The sequence below is a fragment of the Zoogloea sp. LCSB751 genome (assembly GCF_002028455.1).
In the GTDB taxonomy this organism is placed as follows: Bacteria; Pseudomonadota; Gammaproteobacteria; order Burkholderiales; family Rhodocyclaceae; genus Zoogloea.
The window spans coordinates 47,240-66,694 of the sequence record NZ_MWUM01000029.1 but is presented as its reverse complement, the minus strand read 5'-3'; the positions used below and the strand labels follow the sequence as shown (position 1 = coordinate 66,694).

At 66.3% G+C, this 19,455-nt stretch carries 19 protein-coding genes; 14 read left to right on the top strand and 5 right to left on the bottom strand.

All coding sequences use genetic code 11. The features are described from left to right. The 9 genes from B4920_RS22470 to B4920_RS22430 form a co-directional block, all read left to right on the top strand. On the top strand, positions 1-2,001 hold a 2,001-nt coding region (locus B4920_RS22470; protein ID WP_079436918.1), incomplete at its 5' end, for a choice-of-anchor U domain-containing protein. 79 nt (positions 2,002-2,080) lie between these two features. After that, on the top strand, positions 2,081-2,701 hold the full coding sequence (locus B4920_RS22465) for an outer membrane beta-barrel protein (RefSeq protein WP_161493373.1): 621 nt from the start codon (positions 2,081-2,083) through the stop codon (positions 2,699-2,701). A gap of 122 nt (positions 2,702-2,823) precedes the next feature. Next, on the top strand, positions 2,824-3,186 hold the full coding sequence (locus B4920_RS22460; protein ID WP_079436916.1) for a NifB/NifX family molybdenum-iron cluster-binding protein: 363 nt from the start codon (positions 2,824-2,826) through the stop codon (positions 3,184-3,186). Between the two features lie 314 nt (positions 3,187-3,500). After that, the gene (locus B4920_RS22455) at positions 3,501-3,722 is read left to right on the top strand and encodes a hypothetical protein (RefSeq protein WP_079436915.1); all 222 of its coding nucleotides are present in this window, start codon (positions 3,501-3,503) and stop codon (positions 3,720-3,722) included. A gap of 157 nt (positions 3,723-3,879) precedes the next feature. After that, positions 3,880-4,209: a DUF2335 domain-containing protein gene (locus B4920_RS22450; protein WP_079436914.1), complete on the top strand. Its 330-nt coding sequence runs from the start codon at positions 3,880-3,882 to the stop codon at positions 4,207-4,209. Between the two features lie 211 nt (positions 4,210-4,420). Then, positions 4,421-4,984, top strand: a complete 564-nt coding sequence (locus B4920_RS22445; RefSeq protein WP_079436913.1) for a recombinase family protein — start codon at positions 4,421-4,423, stop codon at positions 4,982-4,984. Between the two features lie 149 nt (positions 4,985-5,133). Beyond that, complete coding sequence (gene xth / locus B4920_RS22440) at positions 5,134-5,892, top strand: exodeoxyribonuclease III (RefSeq protein ID WP_079436912.1); 759 nt, start codon at positions 5,134-5,136, stop codon at positions 5,890-5,892. Continuing rightward, positions 5,889-6,548, top strand: coding sequence for a Crp/Fnr family transcriptional regulator (locus B4920_RS22435; RefSeq protein ID WP_079436911.1), 660 nt, complete (start codon positions 5,889-5,891; stop codon positions 6,546-6,548). The genes xth and B4920_RS22435 overlap by 4 nt, the downstream gene beginning before the upstream one ends. Positions 6,549-6,638: 90 nt before the next feature. Continuing rightward, positions 6,639-6,830 carry a DUF2892 domain-containing protein gene (locus B4920_RS22430; protein ID WP_079436910.1) on the top strand — a complete coding sequence of 64 codons (192 nt, stop codon included), beginning with the start codon at positions 6,639-6,641 and terminating at the stop codon, positions 6,828-6,830. A 69-nt stretch (positions 6,831-6,899) separates the two neighbouring features. Here the strand turns inward: B4920_RS22430 and rsmA are convergent, their stop codons facing one another. The 5 genes from rsmA to B4920_RS22405 all read right to left on the bottom strand — a co-directional run bounded on the left by rsmA (position 6,900) and on the right by B4920_RS22405 (position 13,486). Continuing rightward, positions 6,900-7,697 (bottom strand): 16S rRNA (adenine(1518)-N(6)/adenine(1519)-N(6))-dimethyltransferase RsmA, encoded by a 798-nt coding sequence (rsmA, locus tag B4920_RS22425; protein ID WP_079436909.1) that lies wholly within the window; start codon positions 7,695-7,697, stop codon positions 6,900-6,902. Beyond that, complete coding sequence (locus tag B4920_RS22420) at positions 7,694-8,590, bottom strand: patatin-like phospholipase family protein (protein ID WP_079436908.1); 897 nt, start codon at positions 8,588-8,590, stop codon at positions 7,694-7,696. Before B4920_RS22420 ends, rsmA begins: the two co-directional genes overlap by 4 nt. Further along, positions 8,587-9,576, bottom strand: coding sequence for a 4-hydroxythreonine-4-phosphate dehydrogenase PdxA (pdxA, locus tag B4920_RS22415; protein ID WP_079436907.1), 990 nt, complete (start codon positions 9,574-9,576; stop codon positions 8,587-8,589). The genes B4920_RS22420 and pdxA overlap by 4 nt, the downstream gene beginning before the upstream one ends. Positions 9,577-9,668: 92 nt before the next feature. Then, positions 9,669-10,967, bottom strand: a complete 1,299-nt coding sequence (locus tag B4920_RS22410) for a peptidylprolyl isomerase (protein ID WP_079436906.1) — start codon at positions 10,965-10,967, stop codon at positions 9,669-9,671. A 17-nt stretch (positions 10,968-10,984) separates the two neighbouring features. Then, positions 10,985-13,486 carry an LPS-assembly protein LptD gene (locus B4920_RS22405; RefSeq protein ID WP_079436905.1) on the bottom strand — a complete coding sequence of 834 codons (2,502 nt, stop codon included), beginning with the start codon at positions 13,484-13,486 and terminating at the stop codon, positions 10,985-10,987. Between the two features lie 81 nt (positions 13,487-13,567). On the opposite strand from B4920_RS22405, the gene B4920_RS22400 reads away from it, so the two are divergent. The 5 genes from B4920_RS22400 (at position 13,568) to mgtE (ending at position 19,386) form a co-directional block, all read left to right on the top strand. Beyond that, a complete protein-coding gene (locus tag B4920_RS22400) occupies positions 13,568-14,566 on the top strand; it encodes an aminoglycoside phosphotransferase family protein (RefSeq protein WP_079436904.1) in 999 nt (332 codons plus the stop codon). Between the two features lie 19 nt (positions 14,567-14,585). Continuing rightward, a complete protein-coding gene (murU, locus tag B4920_RS22395) occupies positions 14,586-15,293 on the top strand; it encodes an N-acetylmuramate alpha-1-phosphate uridylyltransferase MurU (RefSeq protein ID WP_079436903.1) in 708 nt (235 codons plus the stop codon). A gap of 72 nt (positions 15,294-15,365) precedes the next feature. Further along, entirely contained in the window at positions 15,366-16,682 is a 1,317-nt protein-coding gene (gene pepP / locus B4920_RS22390) for a Xaa-Pro aminopeptidase (protein ID WP_079436902.1), read from the top strand. A gap of 1 nt (position 16,683) precedes the next feature. Then, complete coding sequence (locus B4920_RS22385; protein WP_079436901.1) at positions 16,684-17,832, top strand: FAD-dependent monooxygenase; 1,149 nt, start codon at positions 16,684-16,686, stop codon at positions 17,830-17,832. Between the two features lie 111 nt (positions 17,833-17,943). Then, positions 17,944-19,386, top strand: coding sequence for a magnesium transporter (gene mgtE, locus B4920_RS22380; RefSeq protein ID WP_079436900.1), 1,443 nt, complete (start codon positions 17,944-17,946; stop codon positions 19,384-19,386). Positions 19,387-19,455: the final 69 nt, after the last annotated feature.

The window sequence follows — 19,455 nt, the reverse complement described above, 5'->3', positions numbered from 1 at the left end:
ACCAGCACCTTCACCGAGGCGGTCGCCAACGACGGCGCCATCAGCAACACCGTCACCATCACCCTGACCAACGACACCTTCACCGGCACCAACGGTGCAGCGCTGTCGGGCGTGGCGGTGACCAACGTGCCCGCCGGCCTCACCGCCACGGTCACCCGCGTGGATGCCACCCACGCCACCCTGGCCCTCACCGGCAGCGCCACCGCCCACGCCAACGCCAACGACATCGGCAACCTCACCGTCACCTTCGGCGACGCCGCCTTCACCGGCGGCAATGCCGCTGCGGTGACCAATGCCGTCAAGAACAACCTGGCGGTGGATTTTGCCGATCCGGCGCCGGCACCGCTCCCCGAACCGACGCCGACTCCCACGCCGCCCCCCACCCCGACGCCTACGCCACCCTTCAGCGCCGACCTGGATCCCGCCAGCGACACCGGTGTGCGGGACAACATCACGATGGTCGTAGCCCCAGACTTCAGCCTCAACGGCGGCAGCTACCTGAGCCCCGGCGGTTCGGCACGCCTGCTCGACCCCAGCGGTCAGGTGGTGGGCACCGCCAGCGTCACCCCCGCCGACATCCAGTCGGGCACGATCAATGTCGCGACCGGCCAGCTCGATGACGGGCAGTACACCTTCCAGGCCCAGATCCTGGATGCCACGGGCCAGATCGTCGTGACGGCACCGGTCACGGTCACCATCGTCACCGACCGGGACGGCATCAAGCCCTCGGTGGAGCTCGCCGCCAACAACGGCGACTACAACCAGGACGGTACGCCCGATTGGCAACAGAACAACGTCGCCCAGTTGCCGCTGCTGTCGCTGGCCGACTTCCAGGCCGGAGTGAATGCACCTGCCACGTCTTTCGGGGCGATCATTGCAGGCACGGTGAACGCCTCGGACGCCGGCAGCCCGGTCCGGCTCGACGCGGGAGCCCAGTTGCTCGACCTGTCCATCAGCGCCATCCCGGCCGCCTTGCCCACCAACACCGTGGCCGCCTCGGCCATGTTCAACTTCTCGGTCACGGCCCAGAGCGGCAGCGCCCTGACAGACGTCGCACCGAACCGTCCGGGACTGCAAACTCAGGTCGTCATCGACCTGCCCACCGGGGTCACGGCCAATGCGTACATGAAGTACAACGCCGTGACCGGCACCTGGATCAACTTCGCCAATCCCGCCGCGCTGGACGGCTCCCAGGATGGCGCCGCCTTCGTGGATACGGTCGGCGACGGCAAGGTGCACCGGCTCGTGATCACCCTCACCGATGGTGGCACCGGCGATGAAGACGGCACCATCAACGGCGTGATCGTCGATCCGGGCCTGCTCGCCTACGTCGCCAGTCCGCCGACCAGCACGCCGGTCTATAGCATCCGGCTGGCCAGCGGCGACCGCTTCTACACGACCAGCGCCGCCGAAGCCGCCAGCATGTCCAAAGGCACCGCCAACGTCTTCGAGGGCGTGCGCTTCGACAGCCTGGACAGCGCGCAGGGCGGCATCCATCAACTCGCCAACTACAACCCCTTCACCACCGACTGGTACTTTGCCGTCGATGGCGGGCCGATGCCCTACGCCTGCTACGAGCAGATCAAGGCCCTCGCGGGCTTCTCTGCCGCGTCCGCCGGCAAGGGCCCGGGGGAGGACTTCCACCTTTACCTGAACGGCCAGGGCCTGACCCAGCTGGTCACCCAGGCCGAAGCGACATCCCTCGGCCTGGCCGCCAAGGGCTACCTCGATCGCGGCGCCGTGTTCAACACCACCGCCACCAGTGCCTTCACCTTCGACGCGGAAGCCTATCTCGTTGCCAACCGGAATGACTCGACCATCCAGAACCTGGTGAAATCCCTGGCCGGCAGCTATACATCGACGAGCGACGCCCAATTCATAGAAACCGTCGAACAACAGTACCTGACGCAGGTCAGCCTGGTGGGCACAGTTGTCGCCCATGGCACGAGCGCCACCGCCGCCGACCTGAATGCTGCTTTCGGCACCCACTTTCTTGCCTGATCGGACATCGGAATTGAGTAGAACCAAGATGAAAAAACGCCTCAAACCAACTGCACGCACTTGTGCCCTGGCACTGGGCATGGCACTCGCCTGGAGTGCCGCGTCGGCGGACGAAAGCAGCCCCCACTACTATCTGGGCCTACAGGGCGGACGCAACAACCTCAACAACTGGAATGCAGACGTATCGCTGGGGGCCGGCGTCACCCTGCCCGGAAAAGTGAACCTGGATCAGGGCACCCAGGGCGGCCTCATCCTCGGCCGCCAGACCGAGCACGCCCGCTATGAGATCGAGTACCAGCACGGCAGCTTCGATCTGCAGGCCATCAACCTGGGCTCCCAGACCCAGGCCGTGGGGGGCTCCGGCCACTACGATGCGCTCACCCTGAATGCCTACCGCACGGAAAGCCTGAGCGAAAGTATCTCGGGCTATCTCGGCGCGGGGATCGGCTTCGGCAAGACGAAACTGCCCGGCGCAGGCTTCAGCTCCGGCTGCCACTGCTTTCCGGCGGCATCGGGCAACGGCCTGACCTACCAGCTGCGCGCCGGTCTCGAGTACGACTTGGCCGCCCCGCACAAGGCCTTCATCCAGTACACCCTCCTCAGCCTGCCGGGCCCCGACTCCGGCAGCAACCCGGGCGTGGAGTACGACCGCAAGCAGATCGGCATCATCGGCCTGGGTTACCGGTACATCTTCCACTAAAGGGCATCGCCACAACGCGGCCCCTCCAGGTCGGCACGCCCCGACTGGCATGGACCTCGCTTGATTGGCCGGTAGCCGCCCCCCCCCCCGCGGGGCACTTACCGACATCCAGCGAGGCATCCATGACCGACACTTCCGCCTATCCCGCCACTCTCAAGGTCGCTGTCGCCACCAAGGGCCACGGCCAGGTGGACCTGCACTTCGGCCACGCCGACGACTTCCATGTGTACGAAGTCGACAAAAACGGCATCCGCTTCGTCGAAAAGCGCGTTGTCGAACACTATTGCCAAGGCGGCTTCGGCGACGAGGACAAGCGCGAGGTCATCATCCGCGCCCTCGCCGACTGCACCGGCCTGCTCGTCGCCAAAGTCGGCGACGGCCCGAAGAAGCGCCTGCAGGACGCCGGCATCGAAGCCTCCGACGCGTTTGCCTACGGCGCCACCGAGGAATCCATCCAGGCCTGGTACACCGGCCATCAGGGCTGAACAGCGCGCATCCGCGCCGGGCATGCCCCGGCGTTTTTGCTGCCTGGAGGGTGGTCGCGCACGTGCATGGGGTGCAAGGGAGGTAGATGTTGCCAGACGGGGGTTCGATTCCCCCGGTGCCTGGCTTACGGGTTCGATTCCCGTTCCGGGCACCCGTGACACCTGGAATCACAATCCAGTGCCCACGGCACCGCTGGCTAGAACCAGGATCAAGCGGCCTCATGGCCCTCCCCCAAACATCACGCACGTTTGCCGATGCCGGTTGTCAAACGCGTTAATCGGCCGTTACTATCCGTGCGTAGAAAGGAGGTGCTATGAAAATCAAGTTCGTCAGTCGCGTGAATGGCGTAATCATGCGCCTTCCTGACGTCTATGGCGTGCAGCCCTCGGCAGACTATCAGGCGCTCATTTCGCACCGCCCGTCCGAGATCGCAACCAAGGCTTGGGAACGAACAGGCCGGCAGATGGTTCAAGCCCTAGAATCCGTTGAAAAGCGACTTCCGGATGTCAAACGAAAACTCGCAAGCCCCGCTTGAGCCTGCCACTGACTCCGCCCCGAATGGGGCGGAAGTCGTTTCTAAGGAGCAATCCACTCCCAGCATCGAGCCAGAACTGCTCGAACGTGTAGAGGCTGAAGCTCGCCGCGTCGCGATCTCGATCTCGATCATCAACCATGAATAGCACTCGGGGCCGATGCCATCCCCGAAGCAGTTCAAAGAGTATGACTCGGCGTTGCCAGGGACAGCTCAGATCATCCGTGACGAGTTTCAGGCCAATGGCCTGCATGTGCGGGAGTCGGAGAAACGCGCCCTGGAGGCAAGCATTGAAGACGTGCGAGAGAACCGCAAGACAGCCGAACGGCTGGTATGGAGGTCTCTTGCTTTCGTTCTTATCCTGGCCCTCTCCGGCCATGAACACGTGGCAATTGCGGTAGCCGTATCAACGGTGGCTGCTGTGATTACGGGATTTCTCAAGAGGCCATCGGCCAAACCTGCGGCCCCCTCACCTCAGGACGACGAATAGTCCGTCCCTACTCTCCAGCACCAACGAACGCCGGGCATGTCCCGGCGTTGTGCTTTCCGGGCCCGGTGTGAACTTTCGCCCCAGCTCAAAAGGCATACCTTTTGAGCCATCCCGAAACAGCCCCGAGACAGACAGCTCAAATACGTTGCTTTTCTATTTTGAGCCAGCCTATTATGTGAGCTATAGATTTTGAGCCACATAGAGGCCCGCCATGTCCGCCATCGTTGCCTATACCCGCGTCTCCACCGACGACCAGACCTGCGAGAACCAGCGCCGCACGATTTCAGAACGTTATAAGGTCGATAAGTGGTTTTCCGACGATGGAGTGTCGGGCTCCGTGGCGGCGACTCAGCGGGCCGGTCTGTCCGCCCTCCTCGGCTATGTGCGGGACGGTGACATTGTGGTGGTCGCTGCAATCGATCGCCTCGGCCGTAACACCCTGGATGTGCTGAACACCGTCGAAGCCTTGAAAGAGACCGGCGCCTCGGTCATCTCAATGCGTGAGGGCTTCGACCTGGCGACCCCTGCTGGGAAACTTATGCTGACGATGCTGGCAGCAGTGGCGGAACTCGAGCGTGAGAACCTGAAGGCTCGCCAGCTCGCCGGGTTGGAACGGGCACGGGCGGAAGGCAAGCACCTGGGGCGCAAGAAAACGGTAAATGATGCCGAGGTGGTCGCGTGGCGTGCCGGCAACTCGGCCAGCATCAAGGCAACCGCAGAACACTTTCAAATCTCCGTCGCAAGCGTGAAGCGCGCTTGTGCAGCTCAACGATAGCCGAAGCCCAGGCTCCCTCCCCCGTCGCGTCGATCAGCAAGCGGCAACGCTACCGTCACTGGCACAATCACGGTAAGCCCACTAGCGGTGTGTAGCCAGCAGCACACACAAAAAGACAAACCCGCGCCAATACTGGATTTCAAGCCCCCATGAAGATCGCTACCTGGAACGTCAACTCCCTCAAGGTCCGCCTGCCCCACGTCGTCGACTGGCTGGCCGCCAACCAGCCCGATGCCCTGTGCCTGCAGGAGCTCAAGTGTGAGAACAAGGCCTTTCCGCTGGCCGACATCGAGGCCGCCGGCTACCAGGCCGTCTTCAACGGCCAGAAGACCTACAACGGCGTGGCCATCCTCACGCGCAAGCCGCTGGAGAACGTCACGCTGGATATCCCCGGTTTCGCCGACGAGCAGAAGCGCATCATCGCCGGCACCTTGGACGGGGTCCGTATCGTCTGCGGCTACTTCCCGAACGGGCAGGCCGTCGGCTCCGACAAGTTCGTCTACAAGCTGGCCTGGCTGGAGGCGCTGACCGCCTGGCTGAAAACCGAGCTGGAGAGCACGCCGCAGCTGGTGCTCGGCGGCGACTACAACATCGCGCCGGAAGACCGGGACGCCCACCCGGACTGGAAGGACGAGATCCATGTGTCGGTGCCGGAGCGGAACGCCTTCAAGGCCCTGCTGGACATCGGCCTCACCGACGCCTTCCGGCTCTTCGAGCAGCCCGAGAAGAGCTTCTCCTGGTGGGACTATCGGATGATGGCCTTCCGCCGCAACGTCGGTCTGCGCATCGACCACCTGCTGGTGTCTCAGCCGCTGGTGGACAAATGCACCGCCTGCTTCACCGACAAGGCGCCGCGCAAGCTGGAACGCCCGTCCGACCACGCGCCGGTGGTCGTCGAACTGGCATGACGGACGCTCCCGACGGCACCCTGGCGACGCTCTATCCGGTGCTCGCGGCGCTGCCCGCCGCCGCCCGCCAGCGCCTGCAGGCGCGTGCCCAGGTCATCAGCATGCCGGCCGGGGCCACCGTTTTTGACGAACTGCAGGCCTGCCACGGCTTCCCCTTCGTGCTTTCCGGCGGCCTGCGGGTCGTCAAGGCCGCCCCCAACGGGCGGGAACTCCCCCTGTACCGGGTCACGCCGGGCGAAACCTGCATCATCTCGTCGGCCTGCCTGCTCGGCCGGGCGCCCTACAACGCCCGCGGCATCGCGGAGGTGGAAACCCGCCTGCTGCTCCTGCCGAATGCCGATTTCCAGGCCCTGCTCGACGAGCCGGCCTTCCGGGATTTCGTCTTCCAGCTGTTCTCCGAGCGCATCGCCGACCTGATGCAGCTGATCGAGGAGGTCGCCTTCCGCAAGCTCGACCAGCGCCTCGCCGCGCTGCTGCTCGGCAAGGGTCCGCGCCTGCATGTCACCCACCAGCAACTGGCCGACGAACTCGGCAGCGTGCGGGAAATCGTCAGCCGCTTGCTGAAGGGTTTTGCCGAACAAGGGCTGGTGGCGCTGGCGCGGGAGCAGGTGGCCATCCTCGACCCAGCCGGCCTGCGCCGGGTGGCCGGGGTGTAGGCCGCAAAGGCTGTGTAACCAAGGTTACAGACGCCCCTGGCCCCCGGCTGCTCCAATACGCCCACCTGACTCAAAGCCAAGGAGGCGATCATGAAAACCAATGTAGGTGGAATCGACCGGGTGTTGCGTATCGGCGGCGGCGTTGCGCTGCTCGCCTGGGCCGCGCTGGGCGGCCCGGCCTGGGCGTGGATCGGCGCCGTGCCGCTGGCCACCGGCCTGTTCGGCTTCTGCCCGGCCTACCCGCTGCTGGGCATCAGCACCTGTCCCCTGAAAAAGGACTGAAGCACTGCCCTCGGGCGGCCTCCCGTGGGGGCGAACTCATTCGCCCCCACACAGATCGGCCCACTGTTTTCAGGCCAGCGGCCCCCGGGCCGTCACATGATTGGCGATGCGCACGAACTCATCCACACCGAGCTTCTCACCACGCAGGCCGGGATCGATGCCGAGCGCCGTGTAGTCGTCCTCGCCGAGGTAATCCCGCAGCGTGTTGCGTAAGGTCTTGCGGCGCTGGCCGAAGGCCGCGGTGACGATCTTGCCGAGCAGCGCATAGTCGGCCGCCGTGCACTCCGCCGCCGGCCGCGGCACCATGCGCACGATGCTCGACATCACCTTCGGCGCCGGACGGAAGGCCCCCGGCGGCACGTCGAACATACGCCTCATGTTGAAGCGGTACTGCAGCATCACCGACAGACGCCCGTACTCCTCAGTGCCCGGCTCGCCGACCATGCGCATCACCACCTCCTTCTGCAGCATGAAGGTCATGTCCTTCACCCTGTCGGCGAACTCGGCCAGGTGGAACAGGATCGGCGTGGAGATGTTGTAGGGCAGGTTGCCGACCACCCGCAGTGGCGCGCCATCGGCCACCAGGCTACCGAAATCGAACTTGAGGGCGTCGCCCTCGTGAATCGTCAGGCGCTCAGGCGGGTGAGCCGTCTTCAGGCGGGCGATCAGGTCGCGGTCGATTTCCACCACGTGCAGGTGACCGAGACAGTCCATCAGCGGCTCTGTCATCGCCCCCAGGCCGGGGCCGATCTCGACCATGCGGTCGCCCTCCACCGGGCGGATCGCCTCGATGATCTTGCGGATGATGTTGGGGTCGGACAGGAAATTCTGTCCAAAGCGCTTGCGCGCGAGGTGTGGCTCGCTCATCCGTTCTTCCTTTCCCACGCGGCCAGCGCGTCCTTGATGCGGGCTACCGCCGAGAAGCCGGCCTGCTCACCGGCCAGGATCGCCTCGTGGCGCTGCTGGAAGTTGGTGGCCGGCACGCCACGCAGTTCAGGACGGATGATCACGTCGGCGCCAGCCAGTTCGACCTTGCCGAGGGCGCCACCCATGATGGAGATGGTGTCGAGCAGGACGTCCGCGGTGCCCTGATTCTTCTTGCCGCTCTGGCGGCCGGAGATGTCCACCGCGATGACGATGTCGGCTCCCAGGCTGCGTGCCTCGCGCACCGGGATCGGCGCCACCAGGCCACCGTCCACGTACTCGCGACCGCTCACCGCCACCGGCGGGAAGACGCCCGGGATGGATGCCGACGCACGCACCGCGGTACCGGTGTTGCCGCGCTGGAAGACGATCGGCTCGCCACTCTGCAGATCAGTGGCCACCGCCGCGAAGCGCCGCTTGAGTCCTTCGATGGGCTTGTTGCCGACATGGGTGTTGATGAAGCGCTCGAGGGCTTCGCCCTTGATCACGCCCCGGTCGAACAAGCTCCAGTCGGTGATCGCCGATTCGTCGAGCTGGATCGCCAGGCGCTGCAGCTCGAACGGGCCATGCCCCGCCGCATAGAGTGCACCGACCACCGATCCGGCGCTGGTGCCGACCACGAAGTCCGGCACGATGCCACTGGTTTCCAGGGCCTTGATCACCCCGATGTGCGCGAAGCCGCGCGCCGCGCCGCCGCCGAGGGCCAGCGCAACCTTCGGTTTGCGTGCCGCCAAGGGGCGCGCAGGCGTCTCGGCGGATTTCTGCGGCAGGCCGCCACAGGCGGCCAGGCCCAGCGCGGAGGCGGCGCCGAGCAACAGACGTCGACGGGTGTTCATGCCTGGCTCCGCCCCTTGGCCATCTGGATGGCCAGCTCGACAGCGGCGAACAAGCTGCCCGGCTCGGCACGGCCAGTACCCGCCAGGTCCAGCGCGGTGCCGTGATCGACGGAAGTACGGATGATCGGCAGGCCGAGGGTCACGTTGACGCCACCGCCGAAGCTGGCGTGCTTGAGCACCGGCAGGCCCTGGTCGTGGTACATGGCGAGCACCGCGTCGCCCTGCTCCAGCGTATGCGGCACGAACAGGGTGTCGGCCGGCAGCGGGCCGACGAGCTGCATGCCTTCGGCGCGCAGGGCGTCCAGTACCGGCGTGATGACCTCGATCTCTTCCATCCCCATGTGGCCGCCCTCGCCCGCATGGGGATTGAGGCCGGCCACCAGGATGCGCGGCGACGCCAGGCCGAAACGCTCACGCAAGTCCTTGTGCAGGATGCGCAGGGTATCGGTGAGCAGCGCACGGGTGATCGCCGCCGGCACGTCCTTCAGTGGCAGATGGGTCGTCGCCAGCGCCACGCGCAGGCCGCCGCCGACCAGCATCATCACCACCAGCGGCGTGGCGGTGGCTTCGGCCAGGTACTCGGTGTGGCCAGAAAAGGGCACGCCGGCTTCGCAGATGATGCCCTTGTGCACCGGCGCAGTGACCATACCGGCGAACTCGCCGGACTTGCAGCCGGCGATCGCCCGATCGAGCACTGCCAGCACGTAGCGGGCATTGACTGCATCGAGGCGGCCGGGGCTGGCCGGCATGGCCAGCGGCACATGGAGCACTTCCAGCGCACCGGCGCGGGACGCGCCACCGGGGTGATAGTCGATGATGTCGAGGGACGGCTCGACGGCATGGATGCGGGCCGCGATCATTTCACGGTCGCCCAGTACGACGAGGCGGGCAGGCCATTCACGGCGCGGCAGGGCCGCGCACAGGTCGGGACCGATCCCGGCGGGCTCGCCGCTGGTGATGGCAAGGACGGGAAGCTGAGAGGACATCTGAGAAGAGAAAAATGGGAAAAGCCCCACGAGGGGGCTGGAGAGAAAACTATACGCGCGTCGGACTGCCATCCGACGCGCACGTTCCCGGTTTATTTGTCTTCCGTGCGGTATTCCACGTAGGCCCGGTCACGCAGTTGGCGCAGCCAATCCTGGTAAGCCTCGTCCATCTTGCGCTCGCGCAGCGCATTGCGGGCGGCGGCACGCTTGCGGTCCTCGGAGACATCCTGGGTGCGGCGCTCTTCCACCTGGATCAGGTGCCAGCCGAAGGGGGACTGGACCGGCTGGCTGATCTCGCCCGGCTTGAGGGCATCCATCGCCTGCTCGAACTCCGGCACCGTGTCACCGGGGTAGATCCAGCCCAGGTCGCCGCCCTTGGAGGCAGACAGGTCGGCGGAATGGACCTTGGCCAGATCGGCGAAACTGGCCCCACCCTGCACCACCCGCTCGCGCAGATCGGCGAGGCGACGGCGGGCTTCCGCGTCGGACACCACCTCGCTGGTCTTGACGAGGATGTGGCGTGCATGGGTCTGCTGCACCTGGGTCGGCGCCGCGGCTTCACTGCCGCCCCGGCGGTCCACCACCCGTACGATGTGGAAACCCGCGGCACTGCGCAGGATACGCGTCGTCTCGCCCGGCTTGAGGTTGGTCACCGCTTCGGCAAACAGGCTCGGCAGCCGTTCGGCGCTCCGCCAGCCCAGGTTACCGCCGGTCAGGGCATCCGGCGCATCTGAGAAGCTCGCCGCCAGCTTGTCGAAAGCTTCGCCACGGGCGATGCGGGCCGCCACGTCCTCGGCACGGGCCCGTACGCGCGCCAGTTGCTCCGGCGTGGCGCCTTCCGGCGTACGGATCAGGATATGGGCCAGATTGAATTCCTGCTGGCCGACCACGTTCTCCGGGTGAATCAGGAAATTGCTCACCTCCGCATCGGAGATCACGATGCGGCTTTCCACCTCGCGCTCGCGCACGCGGCTGATCAGGATCTCGTTACGGATCTCCTCGCGGAAGCGGTCCCAGGACACACCGTCCTTCTCGAGGGCCTTGCGGAAATCGGTCATCGACAGCTTGTTGTTGTCGGCGATGCGGCCGATGGCCCGGTCGAGGGTCACATCGTCCACCCGCAGGGAGGTCTCGTTGGCGAGCTGGATCTGCAGCCGCTCCATGATCTGGCGTTCGAGCACCTGCTTCTGGAGCACGTCGGCGGGCGGCAATGCCGTGCCCTGGCGGGAGAGCTGGCGGGTAACCTGGTCGACCCGCTGGCGCAGGTCGGAGAGGGTGATGACTTCACTATTCACGACGGCCACGATGCGGTCCACCTCCACCGGCCCATTGGCGGCGAAAGCGGACTGGGTGACCAGGTAGGCGGCAAGCAGGGAGACGATCAGTTTCATGGGGGCGGGACGATCTTTCAGAAGTCGTCTTCACTGTAGAAGGGGTTGGAACCGTCGTTGATCTTCCCATATCCGGGGATGCTACGGCGGAGCACGTTGATCGGGCTGGAGCCGAGGCTGCCGGCGCCATTGAAATCGAGCTGGAAGAAGAAGGCGCGGGTCACGTCGTTCACACTGGTGGTGATCTGCTGCACGACGCCGCGGAACACCCAGCAGCCGGCGTTGTATTCGAGGCCGGCGATACCCTGGTTGAGACGGTGGTCGCGCAGGTTGCGATTGTAGCGGGCCACGCCATACCAATTGCCCCACAGGGGCCACTGGCCGGTGATGTCCAGGTCACGGAAGCCGTCCGGGTTGACCGGATCGGTGGAATAGTTGCGACGATAGCGCCAGTTGACACTGACGGCGTGGGCGTAGCTGGGCTGGAAACGCAGGCCGAAATTGAATCTCTCGGTCCAGTTGTCCCGCGGGTTGTACTGCCAGGTGGTATCGAGCTGGGTCTTGGGGGCCAGGTTGATGCCGACGGCGCCCAGCAGATCGGCGCGCTTGCCGGTACGCGGCGTGCCACCGGGCAGCACCACACGCTGATCGTCCATGTAAAAACGCTGCCCCAGCAAGGCCCGCACGGTTTCTGAACCGCTTTCCGGATCGATCAGACGGGACTGGACGGCGGTCGTCACCTGATTGGCGTTGGCGATACGGTCGCCGCCGGTGAAAATGTTCTCGGCGAAGAGCTGCGCGAAATTGAAGTCGTAGGAACCCGAATCGAAGTTCGGGATCATCGACTGGTCGCGATACGGCACGTAGAGGTAATACACCCGCGGCTCGAGGGTCTGCACGTAATCACGGCCGGAAAAACTGGTTTCCCGCTCGAAGGTCACGCCGCTGTCCACGGAAACGATGGGAACCGAGCGGGTCAGGGAGTTCTCACCGACGGTCGTGCGGCGATCCACGTCATAGCGCGTCATGTGCACGCCGACCTTCGGCGTCACGTAAAAAGCTGACGTCTGGATCGGCAGGGACAGCTGCGGATAGAGCGTCATCCGCCGTCCCTCGTCGAGGGTCGGGTGGCTGAAAGCCACGTATTCGCTGTTGAGCAGGAAAGTCGTGCCGCCCGGCAGCTCCGGCCGGTTGGCGGTGAGCGTCAGCTGCGGCAGGCGTTTGTACGGCACGGCCACCGGCGCACCATTCGGATCCTGCAGCGTCTGGTAGGCCTGCAACAGACCCGTGGCATTCCACCAGCCGCCGCCCGAATAGCTGACCATCCCCTGGCGCAACAGGTTGACCTGGGAGGTCAGCGCCAGCCGCGAACTCAGGTCGATGAAGTAGCGTGGATCGGAAACACCGGAAAAATCGATGGCGCTCGCCCAACCGTTGCCGAAAACCTGATTGTGGCGGATCTGGCCGGCCATCCGGCTACGCCCTTCCACCTCGTCGTTGGGCATCCACTCGAAGTAGTTCATGCCCCGGTAGGTCGGCGTGATGTAGCGTGCCTCGTTGCGCAGCTGCAGACCCCGCCGCCCCATGTAGCGCGTGGTCAGCGTGTCGTCGTAGTTGGGCGCCAGGTTGAAGTAATACGGAATGGTGAGATCGAAGCCAACCTTGTTGGACGTCCCGAAGGTCGGCGACAACAGGCCGGACTTGCGGCTGTCGCCGAGCGGGAAATCGGCCCACGGCATGTAGGCCAGCGGCACGCCCTTGAAAATCAGCGTTCCGTTATGCGCCTCGCCCACACTGCGATCGTAGTCGAGCTCGAGCTCCTTGGCCTTCACGTACCAGTCAGGGCGGTCGGGCTTGCAGCTGGTCCAGGTGGCGTTGAAGAAGCGGAACTGGTTCTCCCCCTCCAGCTGCAGGGAGTCGGCAGAGCCATGGCCGGTGAGCGGCTGCTGGCTCATCGGCACGGCCTGGCCGGGCAGCAGCGGGGCGTCGCCGGGACGCGGCCCGCGCGGCGGGCGGCTGATCGAGTAATTCGGCGAATCGAAAGTGCCGACCTGCTCCTGCACTTTCATGCGCGCGTGGGGGCCGGTCATCTCGTCCTGGCCGCGGATCACACGAACGTTGCCGGTGGCTTCGACCTCGTCGGTCAGTTCGAAGTACTGCAGCCTGTCGGCTTCGACCCGGGTGTTGTCACGGGTCAGCACGGCCGAACCTTCGGCCACTGCGTCCAGGTCCTGGCGACCGCGCACCCGATCACCGTCGATCACCGTCGTATGCAGCGGCAGGGCCGGGCCCGCAGACGCGGGGACAGGCTGGATGGTGGTGCCCTTGCGCCCGCTGGCAGGCGGCATGGCCGCTTTCCTGGCGGGTGCTGCCGCGGCAGCCGGGGAGGCGGTCGCCGGCCTGGACGGTGCTGCCGCAGCAGGCACCGCGGCTTGCGGCGCAGTCACGGGGCGAACCGCAGCCGGCTTGCCGAGCAACGACGGTGCCACCACGAAGGGCGGAAGATCCTCGGCGCCGGCCCGCCCCCACAGGGCGAAAAGGGCGATGGACAGGAAGCGCAACTGCGTACGTGGTTTCATCCGGGGACAGGAACCAGCCGGCGAGCCGACCGCATGGTTTGATAAACTGCCGGATTTTACACGAACACTTCTTCGACTCCCGTGGAACGACGCCAACAACTCCAGACCTGGATCGCCGCCGAATTTCCCGGCCGCGCCTTCGAACTCGCCCCGGCCAGCGCCGACGCCAGCTTCCGGCGCTATTTCCGGCTGACCTTCGCCGACGATCCGGTATCGCTGATCGTCATGGATGCGCCTCCCAGCCACGAGGACTGCCGCCCCTACATCAAGGTTGCCGAGCTGCTCGGCGCCGCCGGCGTGCATGTGCCGCAGATCATCAAGCAGAACCTCGAACAGGGCTTCCTGCTGCTGTCCGACCTGGGCAGCACCACCTACCTGCAGGCGCTGACCAAGGACAACGCCCACAACCTGTACGCGGAAGCCCTCGGCGCGCTGATGAGCATTCAGCTCTCCAGCAAGCCCGGCGTGCTGCCCGAGTACAACCGCGAGCTGCTGCTGCGGGAAATGGAACTGTTCCCGGTGTGGTACGTGTCGCGCCACAAGGGCCTCACTCTCACCGACAAGCAGGCCCAGCAGCTCTACGAGGTCTTCGACCGCGTCCTCGACGTGAACCTGTCCGAGCCCAAGGTCTACGTCCATCGCGACTACCACAGCCGCAACCTGATGCAGTCCACGCCCAACCCCGGCGTGCTCGACTTCCAGGACGCCGTCTATGGCCCGCTGACCTACGACCTGGTCTCCCTGCTAAAGGATGCCTACGTCCACTGGGACGAGGACTTCACCCTCGACCTGCTGGCGCGCTACTGGGAAACCGCCCGCAGCCTCGGCCTGCCGGTGCGCGAGGACTTCGCCGATTTCCACCGCGATTACGAATACATGGGCGTGCAGCGCCACATCAAGGTGCTCGGCATCTTCGCCCGCCTGTATCACCGGGACGGCAAGGACGGCTACCTGAAGGACATGCCGCTGGTTCTGCACTACCTGCGCAAAACCTGCGAACGCTACGGCGAACTCAAGCCGCTGCTGCGCATCCTGGAACAGACCGACCCGACCGTCACCGAAGTCGGCTATTCGTTCTGAGCCCACGACGATGAAAGCGATGATCCTCGCTGCCGGCCGCGGCGAACGCATGCGCCCGCTTACCGACAGTTGCCCCAAGCCCCTGCTGGAAGTGGGCGGCAAGCCGCTGATCGTGTGGCACATCGAGCGCCTGGCCGCGGCGGGCATCTTTGATTTGGTGATCAACCACGCCCACCTGGGCCGGATGATCGAGGACGCCCTCGGCGACGGATCGCGCTTCGGCGTGCACATCCGTTACTCGGCGGAAGAAAGCGCGCTGGAAACCGCCGGCGGCATCACCCGCGCGCTGCCGCTACTCGGCAACGAGCCCTTCCTGGCGGTAAATGGCGACGTCTTCTGCGACGCCGACCTAGCCGGCCTGCGCCGCGCCGCCGACACCCTGAGCCCCGGTGGCACCCAGGCCCACCTGCTGCTGGTCGCCAATCCGCTCCACCACCCACAAGGTGACTTTGCCCTGTGCCCGGACGGCCTGGTCCACGACGACGGCGACGAACGCCTGACCTTCTCCGGCCTCGGCGCCTATCACCCGGCCCTGTTCATCGGCGTGGATGGCAGCCGCCCCGCCAAGCTGGCTCCGCTGCTGCGCGCTGCAATGGCCGGCAGGCACGTAGCCGGCAGCCGCCTGATCGGCGACTGGGTGGACGTGGGCACGCCTGAACGCCTGCGCGAGCTAGACACTTACCTGCGCGACACCCACCTGCGCGAGGCCCGTCCCTGCACGCCCTGACGGGATTCCCGTAAGCTCGCAACAAAGCGGCCACCTCACGGTCCATCCAGAATCCAGCCACCGGACATCGCCATGCCCCTCGACATTTCCCCCTTCCAGGCCCGCCGCGCCCGCCTGCTGCAGACCATGCAGGCCGCCGGCGGCGGCGTCGCCGTCATTCCCACTGCGCCGGAACGCGTGCGCAACCGCGACACCCACTACGGCTACCGTTTCGACAGCTACTTCTACTACCTCACCGGCTTCCGCGAGCCGGAGGCAGTGCTGGTGCTGGTGGCCGGGGACACCCCGCGCAGCATCCTGTTCTGCCGCACCAAGGACATGGAAAGGGAGATCTGGGACGGCTACCGCTTCGGCCCCGAGGCGGCGCAAGAGACTTTCGGTTTCGACGAAGCCCACCCCGTCGCCGAACTGGACGAGCAGCTCGCCACGCTGTTCGCCAACCAGCCGGCGATCTTCCATTCGGTCGGCTACGAGCCGGCCTGGGACAGCCGCATCGCCGACGCCCTCAACCGCGTGCGCGCCCAGGCTCGCACCGGCTGCCATGCCCCCGCCCAGATCCGCGACGTGCGCGGCCTGATCGACGAGATGCGCCTGATTAAGGACGCCAGCGAAATTGCCACCATGCGCCGCGCTGCCGAGATTTCCGCTGGCGCGCATCGCCGCGCGATGCGCGCCACCCGCCCCGGCGCCTGGGAGTACGAGGTCGAAGCCGAACTGCTGCACGAGTTCCGCCGCCACGGCAGCCAGGCCCCGGCCTACGGCTCCATCGTCGCCGGCGGCGCCAACGCCTGCGTGCTTCACTATGTCGAAAACGACGGCCAGCTGAAGGACGGCGACCTGCTGCTGATCGACGCCGGCTGCGAACTCGACGGCTACGCCTCGGACATCACCCGCAGCTTCCCGGTCAGCGGCCGCTTCAGCGGGCCGCAGAAGGCCGCCTACGAACTGGTGCTGGCCTCCCAGGCCGCCGCCATCGAGGCGATCCGCCCCGGCGCCGGCTGGAACGACCCGCACGACGCGGCCACCCGCGTGCTCGCCCAGGGCTTCATCGACCTCGGCCTGCTCACCGGCACGCTGGACGGCGTGCTCGAATCGGGCAGCTACCGCCAGTTCTACATGCACCGCACCGGCCACTGGCTCGGCCTCGACGTGCACGACGCCGGAGAATACAAGCTGGCTGGCGAATGGCGCCCGCTGGTCGCCGGCAACATGCTCACGGTCGAGCCCGGCTGCTACATCCGCCCGGCGGACGGCGTGCCGGAAGCCTTCTGGAACATCGGCATCCGCATCGAGGACGACGCGCTGGTCACCGACTCCGGCTGCGAGATCATCACCGCCGCCACGCCGAAGAGCGTCGCCGACATCGAAGCCGTAATGGCCGAGGGCTGAGATGAAGCGGCACGACCTCATCATCGTCGGCGCCGGCCCGGTGGGCATGGCGCTGGCCCTCGCGCTGAAGGATGCCGGCCTCGACCTGCTGCTGGTGGACGCCCGCGCCCGCGCCCGCGGCGCAGCGCGCGACGACCCGCGCATCCTGGCCCTGTCCCATGGCACCCGCCTGACCCTCGAACGGCTGGGCGTGTGGAACCGCCTGCCGGCCACCGCCATCGAGAGCATCCACGTCTCCCACCAGGGCGGCCTCGGCCGCAGCCTGCTGCAGGCCGAGGAATACGGCCAGCCGGCCCTCGGCTATGTGGTCGCCGCCGGCGATCTAGCCGCCGCGCTGGACGACGCGCTGATGGCGGCCGGCATCCCGCTGCGCGAGTACACGACGGTCAGCCGCCTGGTGCCCGGCGCCGATGACGTGCTGGTCAGCCTCGCCGACGGCCACAACCTGTCCGCCCGCCTGGCCGCCTGCGCCGAAGGCAGCATCGTCAGCGACGAAGATGCCCCCCTCGTCGAACGGGACTACGGCCAGCACGCGGTAATCAGCGTCGCCACGCCAGCCACGCCCCACCACGGCCGCGCCTGGGAACGCTTCACCCCGCAAGGCCCGCTGGCGGTGCTGCCCTGCGGCCACGACTGCGCCATCGTGCACACCGCCACACCGGCCGACGCGGATGCGCTGCTCGCCCTCGACGACGACACCTACCTTGCTCGCCTGCAGGAACACTTCGGCCAGCGCCTGCGCTTTGCCTCCATCGGCCCGCGGGCCCGCTATCCGCTGCTCCTGCGCTACCGGCAGGAACCTGTCGGACGCCGTACCGTATGGCTGGGCAATGCTGCCCAGACCCTCCACCCAGTCGCCGGCCAGGGCTACAACCTGGCCCTGCGCGACGTGTGGGCCTGCGCCCAGACCCTGATCCGCGCCGGCGGTGACCCGGGCGCAGCGGAAACCCTGGCCGCCTACGCCGACGCCCGCCGACTCGACCGCAACGGCACGATCCGCTTCACCGACACCCTGGTACGCCTGTTCAGCACGTCGTTCGGGCCGCTCAAGCACGCCCGTGGCGCCGGCCTGTTCGCCCTCGACCTGCTACCGCCGGCCCGCCATTTCGTCGCCAAACGGATGATGTTCGGAGCCCGCGCCTGGCCCTGACCCAAAACCCTTCCGCGAGCGTGAAAATGGCCGTCGCCGCAGCGCCGCAAACCCCGTAGAATCCGCCCCCTGCGTGCCGCCCGGCACGCAGGGCAGCACGGAATTGCGACCATGGCCGAAACCGACGACCTGCAGCAACACGACGACCTCGAAAGCCACCTGCGCGAGGTCCAGCACCTGCTTGCCCGCCACAAGCTGGTGGAAGAGCTCGTCCATCGCCAGGACATGCCCAAGCATGACCTGGTCGAAAGCCTGGTCCACAAGCAGCACGTCCATGAGCTGACCCACAAGCTCGACAGCCTGCACTCGGCCGACGTCGCCCACATCCTCGAAGCCCTGCCGCTCGACGAACGCCTGTTCGTCTGGGACCTGGTCAAGGCCGAGCGGGACGGCGAGATCCTGCTTGAAGTCTCCGACGCGGTGCGGGAATCCCTCATCGAGTCGATGGACTCGGCGTCCCTGCGCGCCGCCGCCGAACAGCTCGACGCCGACGAACTGGCCGACCTGGCACCCGACCTGCCCCACGAGGTCATGGAGGCGGTTTACCAGGGCCTCGACCCGGAGGAGCGCGAGCAGCTGCGCGCCGCGATGTCTTACCCGGAGGACTCCGTCGGCGCGCTGATGGACTTCGAGATGGTCACCGTGCGCGAGGACGTCACACTGGAAGTGGTGCTGCGCTACCTGCGCCGCTTCGACGAACTGCCTGACCACACCGACCAGCTCTTCGTGGTGGACCGGGACGAACACCTGCGCGGCGTGCTGCCCATCAACCGGCTGCTGATCAACGATCCGGAAACCGAGGTGAGCGAGATCATGCTCACCGACACCCTGACGCTCGAGCCAGCCGATGAGGCCGAGACCGCCGCCCAGGCCTTCGAGCGCTACGACCTGGTGTCGGCGCCGGTAGTGGATTACCACCGCAAACTGGTCGGCCGGGTGACGGTAGCCACGGTGGTGGACTTCATCCGCGAGGAAACCGAGAGCGAACTGCTCAGCCAGGGCGGCCTGAAGGAAGGCGAAGACATCTTCGCGCCGGTATGGGATTCGGTGAAGAACCGCTGGTCCTGGCTGGCCGCCAACCTGGTCACCGCCTTCGTGGCCAGCCGAGTGATCGGTGCCTTCGAAGGCTCCATCGAAAAGCTGGTGGCCCTGGCCGCCCTGATGCCCATCGTGGCCGGCATCGGCGGCAACTCCGGCAATCAGACCATCACGATGATCGTCCGCGGCATTGCCATGGGCCAGGTGCAGGACGACGCACTGAGCCGCCTGCTCAAGAAGGAGCTGGGTGTTGCGCTGATCAACGGCATCGTGTGGGGCGGCCTGCTCGGCATCCTGGCCTGGGTGCTCTACGGCAGCGGCAAGCTGGGCCTGGTGATGACCGCCGCGATGACGCTGAACCTGCTGGTCGCCGCCTTCATCGGCGTGATGGCACCGATGATCCGCCACCGCTTCGGGCAGGACCCGGCGGTCGGCTCCAGCGTGATCATTACCGCCGTCACCGACTCCGGCGGCTTCTTCATCTTCCTCGGGCTGGCGACGATCTTCCTGATGTAGCGCGAGCAAGCGGACAGACACAAAAAAGGGGGCGATTCACTCGCCCCCTTTTCACATCCGTCTCACCGG

What these genes read in the sequence shown, in the direction of transcription:
- B4920_RS22455 (WP_079436915.1), top strand. Translation starts at nt 3,501, where the DNA reads ATGAAAATCAAGTTCGTCAGTCGCGTGAATGGCGTAATCATGCGCCTT.
- B4920_RS22430 (WP_079436910.1), top strand. Translation starts at nt 6,639, where the DNA reads ATGAAAACCAATGTAGGTGGAATCGACCGGGTGTTGCGTATCGGCGGC.
- B4920_RS22405 (WP_079436905.1), bottom strand. Translation starts at nt 13,486, where the DNA reads ATGAAACCACGTACGCAGTTGCGCTTCCTGTCCATCGCCCTTTTCGCC.
- pepP (WP_079436902.1), top strand. Translation starts at nt 15,366, where the DNA reads ATGCCCCTCGACATTTCCCCCTTCCAGGCCCGCCGCGCCCGCCTGCTG.
- murU (WP_079436903.1), top strand. Translation starts at nt 14,586, where the DNA reads ATGATCCTCGCTGCCGGCCGCGGCGAACGCATGCGCCCGCTTACCGAC.
- B4920_RS22385 (WP_079436901.1), top strand. Translation starts at nt 16,684, where the DNA reads ATGAAGCGGCACGACCTCATCATCGTCGGCGCCGGCCCGGTGGGCATG.
- B4920_RS22460 (WP_079436916.1), top strand. Translation starts at nt 2,824, where the DNA reads ATGACCGACACTTCCGCCTATCCCGCCACTCTCAAGGTCGCTGTCGCC.
- B4920_RS22445 (WP_079436913.1), top strand. Translation starts at nt 4,421, where the DNA reads ATGTCCGCCATCGTTGCCTATACCCGCGTCTCCACCGACGACCAGACC.
- mgtE (WP_079436900.1), top strand. Translation starts at nt 17,944, where the DNA reads ATGGCCGAAACCGACGACCTGCAGCAACACGACGACCTCGAAAGCCAC.
- B4920_RS22465 (WP_161493373.1), top strand. Translation starts at nt 2,081, where the DNA reads ATGGCACTCGCCTGGAGTGCCGCGTCGGCGGACGAAAGCAGCCCCCAC.
- rsmA (WP_079436909.1), bottom strand. Translation starts at nt 7,697, where the DNA reads ATGAGCGAGCCACACCTCGCGCGCAAGCGCTTTGGACAGAATTTCCTG.
- B4920_RS22435 (WP_079436911.1), top strand. Translation starts at nt 5,889, where the DNA reads ATGACGGACGCTCCCGACGGCACCCTGGCGACGCTCTATCCGGTGCTC.
- pdxA (WP_079436907.1), bottom strand. Translation starts at nt 9,576, where the DNA reads ATGTCCTCTCAGCTTCCCGTCCTTGCCATCACCAGCGGCGAGCCCGCC.
- B4920_RS22450 (WP_079436914.1), top strand. Translation starts at nt 3,880, where the DNA reads ATGCCATCCCCGAAGCAGTTCAAAGAGTATGACTCGGCGTTGCCAGGG.
- xth (WP_079436912.1), top strand. Translation starts at nt 5,134, where the DNA reads ATGAAGATCGCTACCTGGAACGTCAACTCCCTCAAGGTCCGCCTGCCC.
- B4920_RS22410 (WP_079436906.1), bottom strand. Translation starts at nt 10,967, where the DNA reads ATGAAACTGATCGTCTCCCTGCTTGCCGCCTACCTGGTCACCCAGTCC.
- B4920_RS22420 (WP_079436908.1), bottom strand. Translation starts at nt 8,590, where the DNA reads ATGAACACCCGTCGACGTCTGTTGCTCGGCGCCGCCTCCGCGCTGGGC.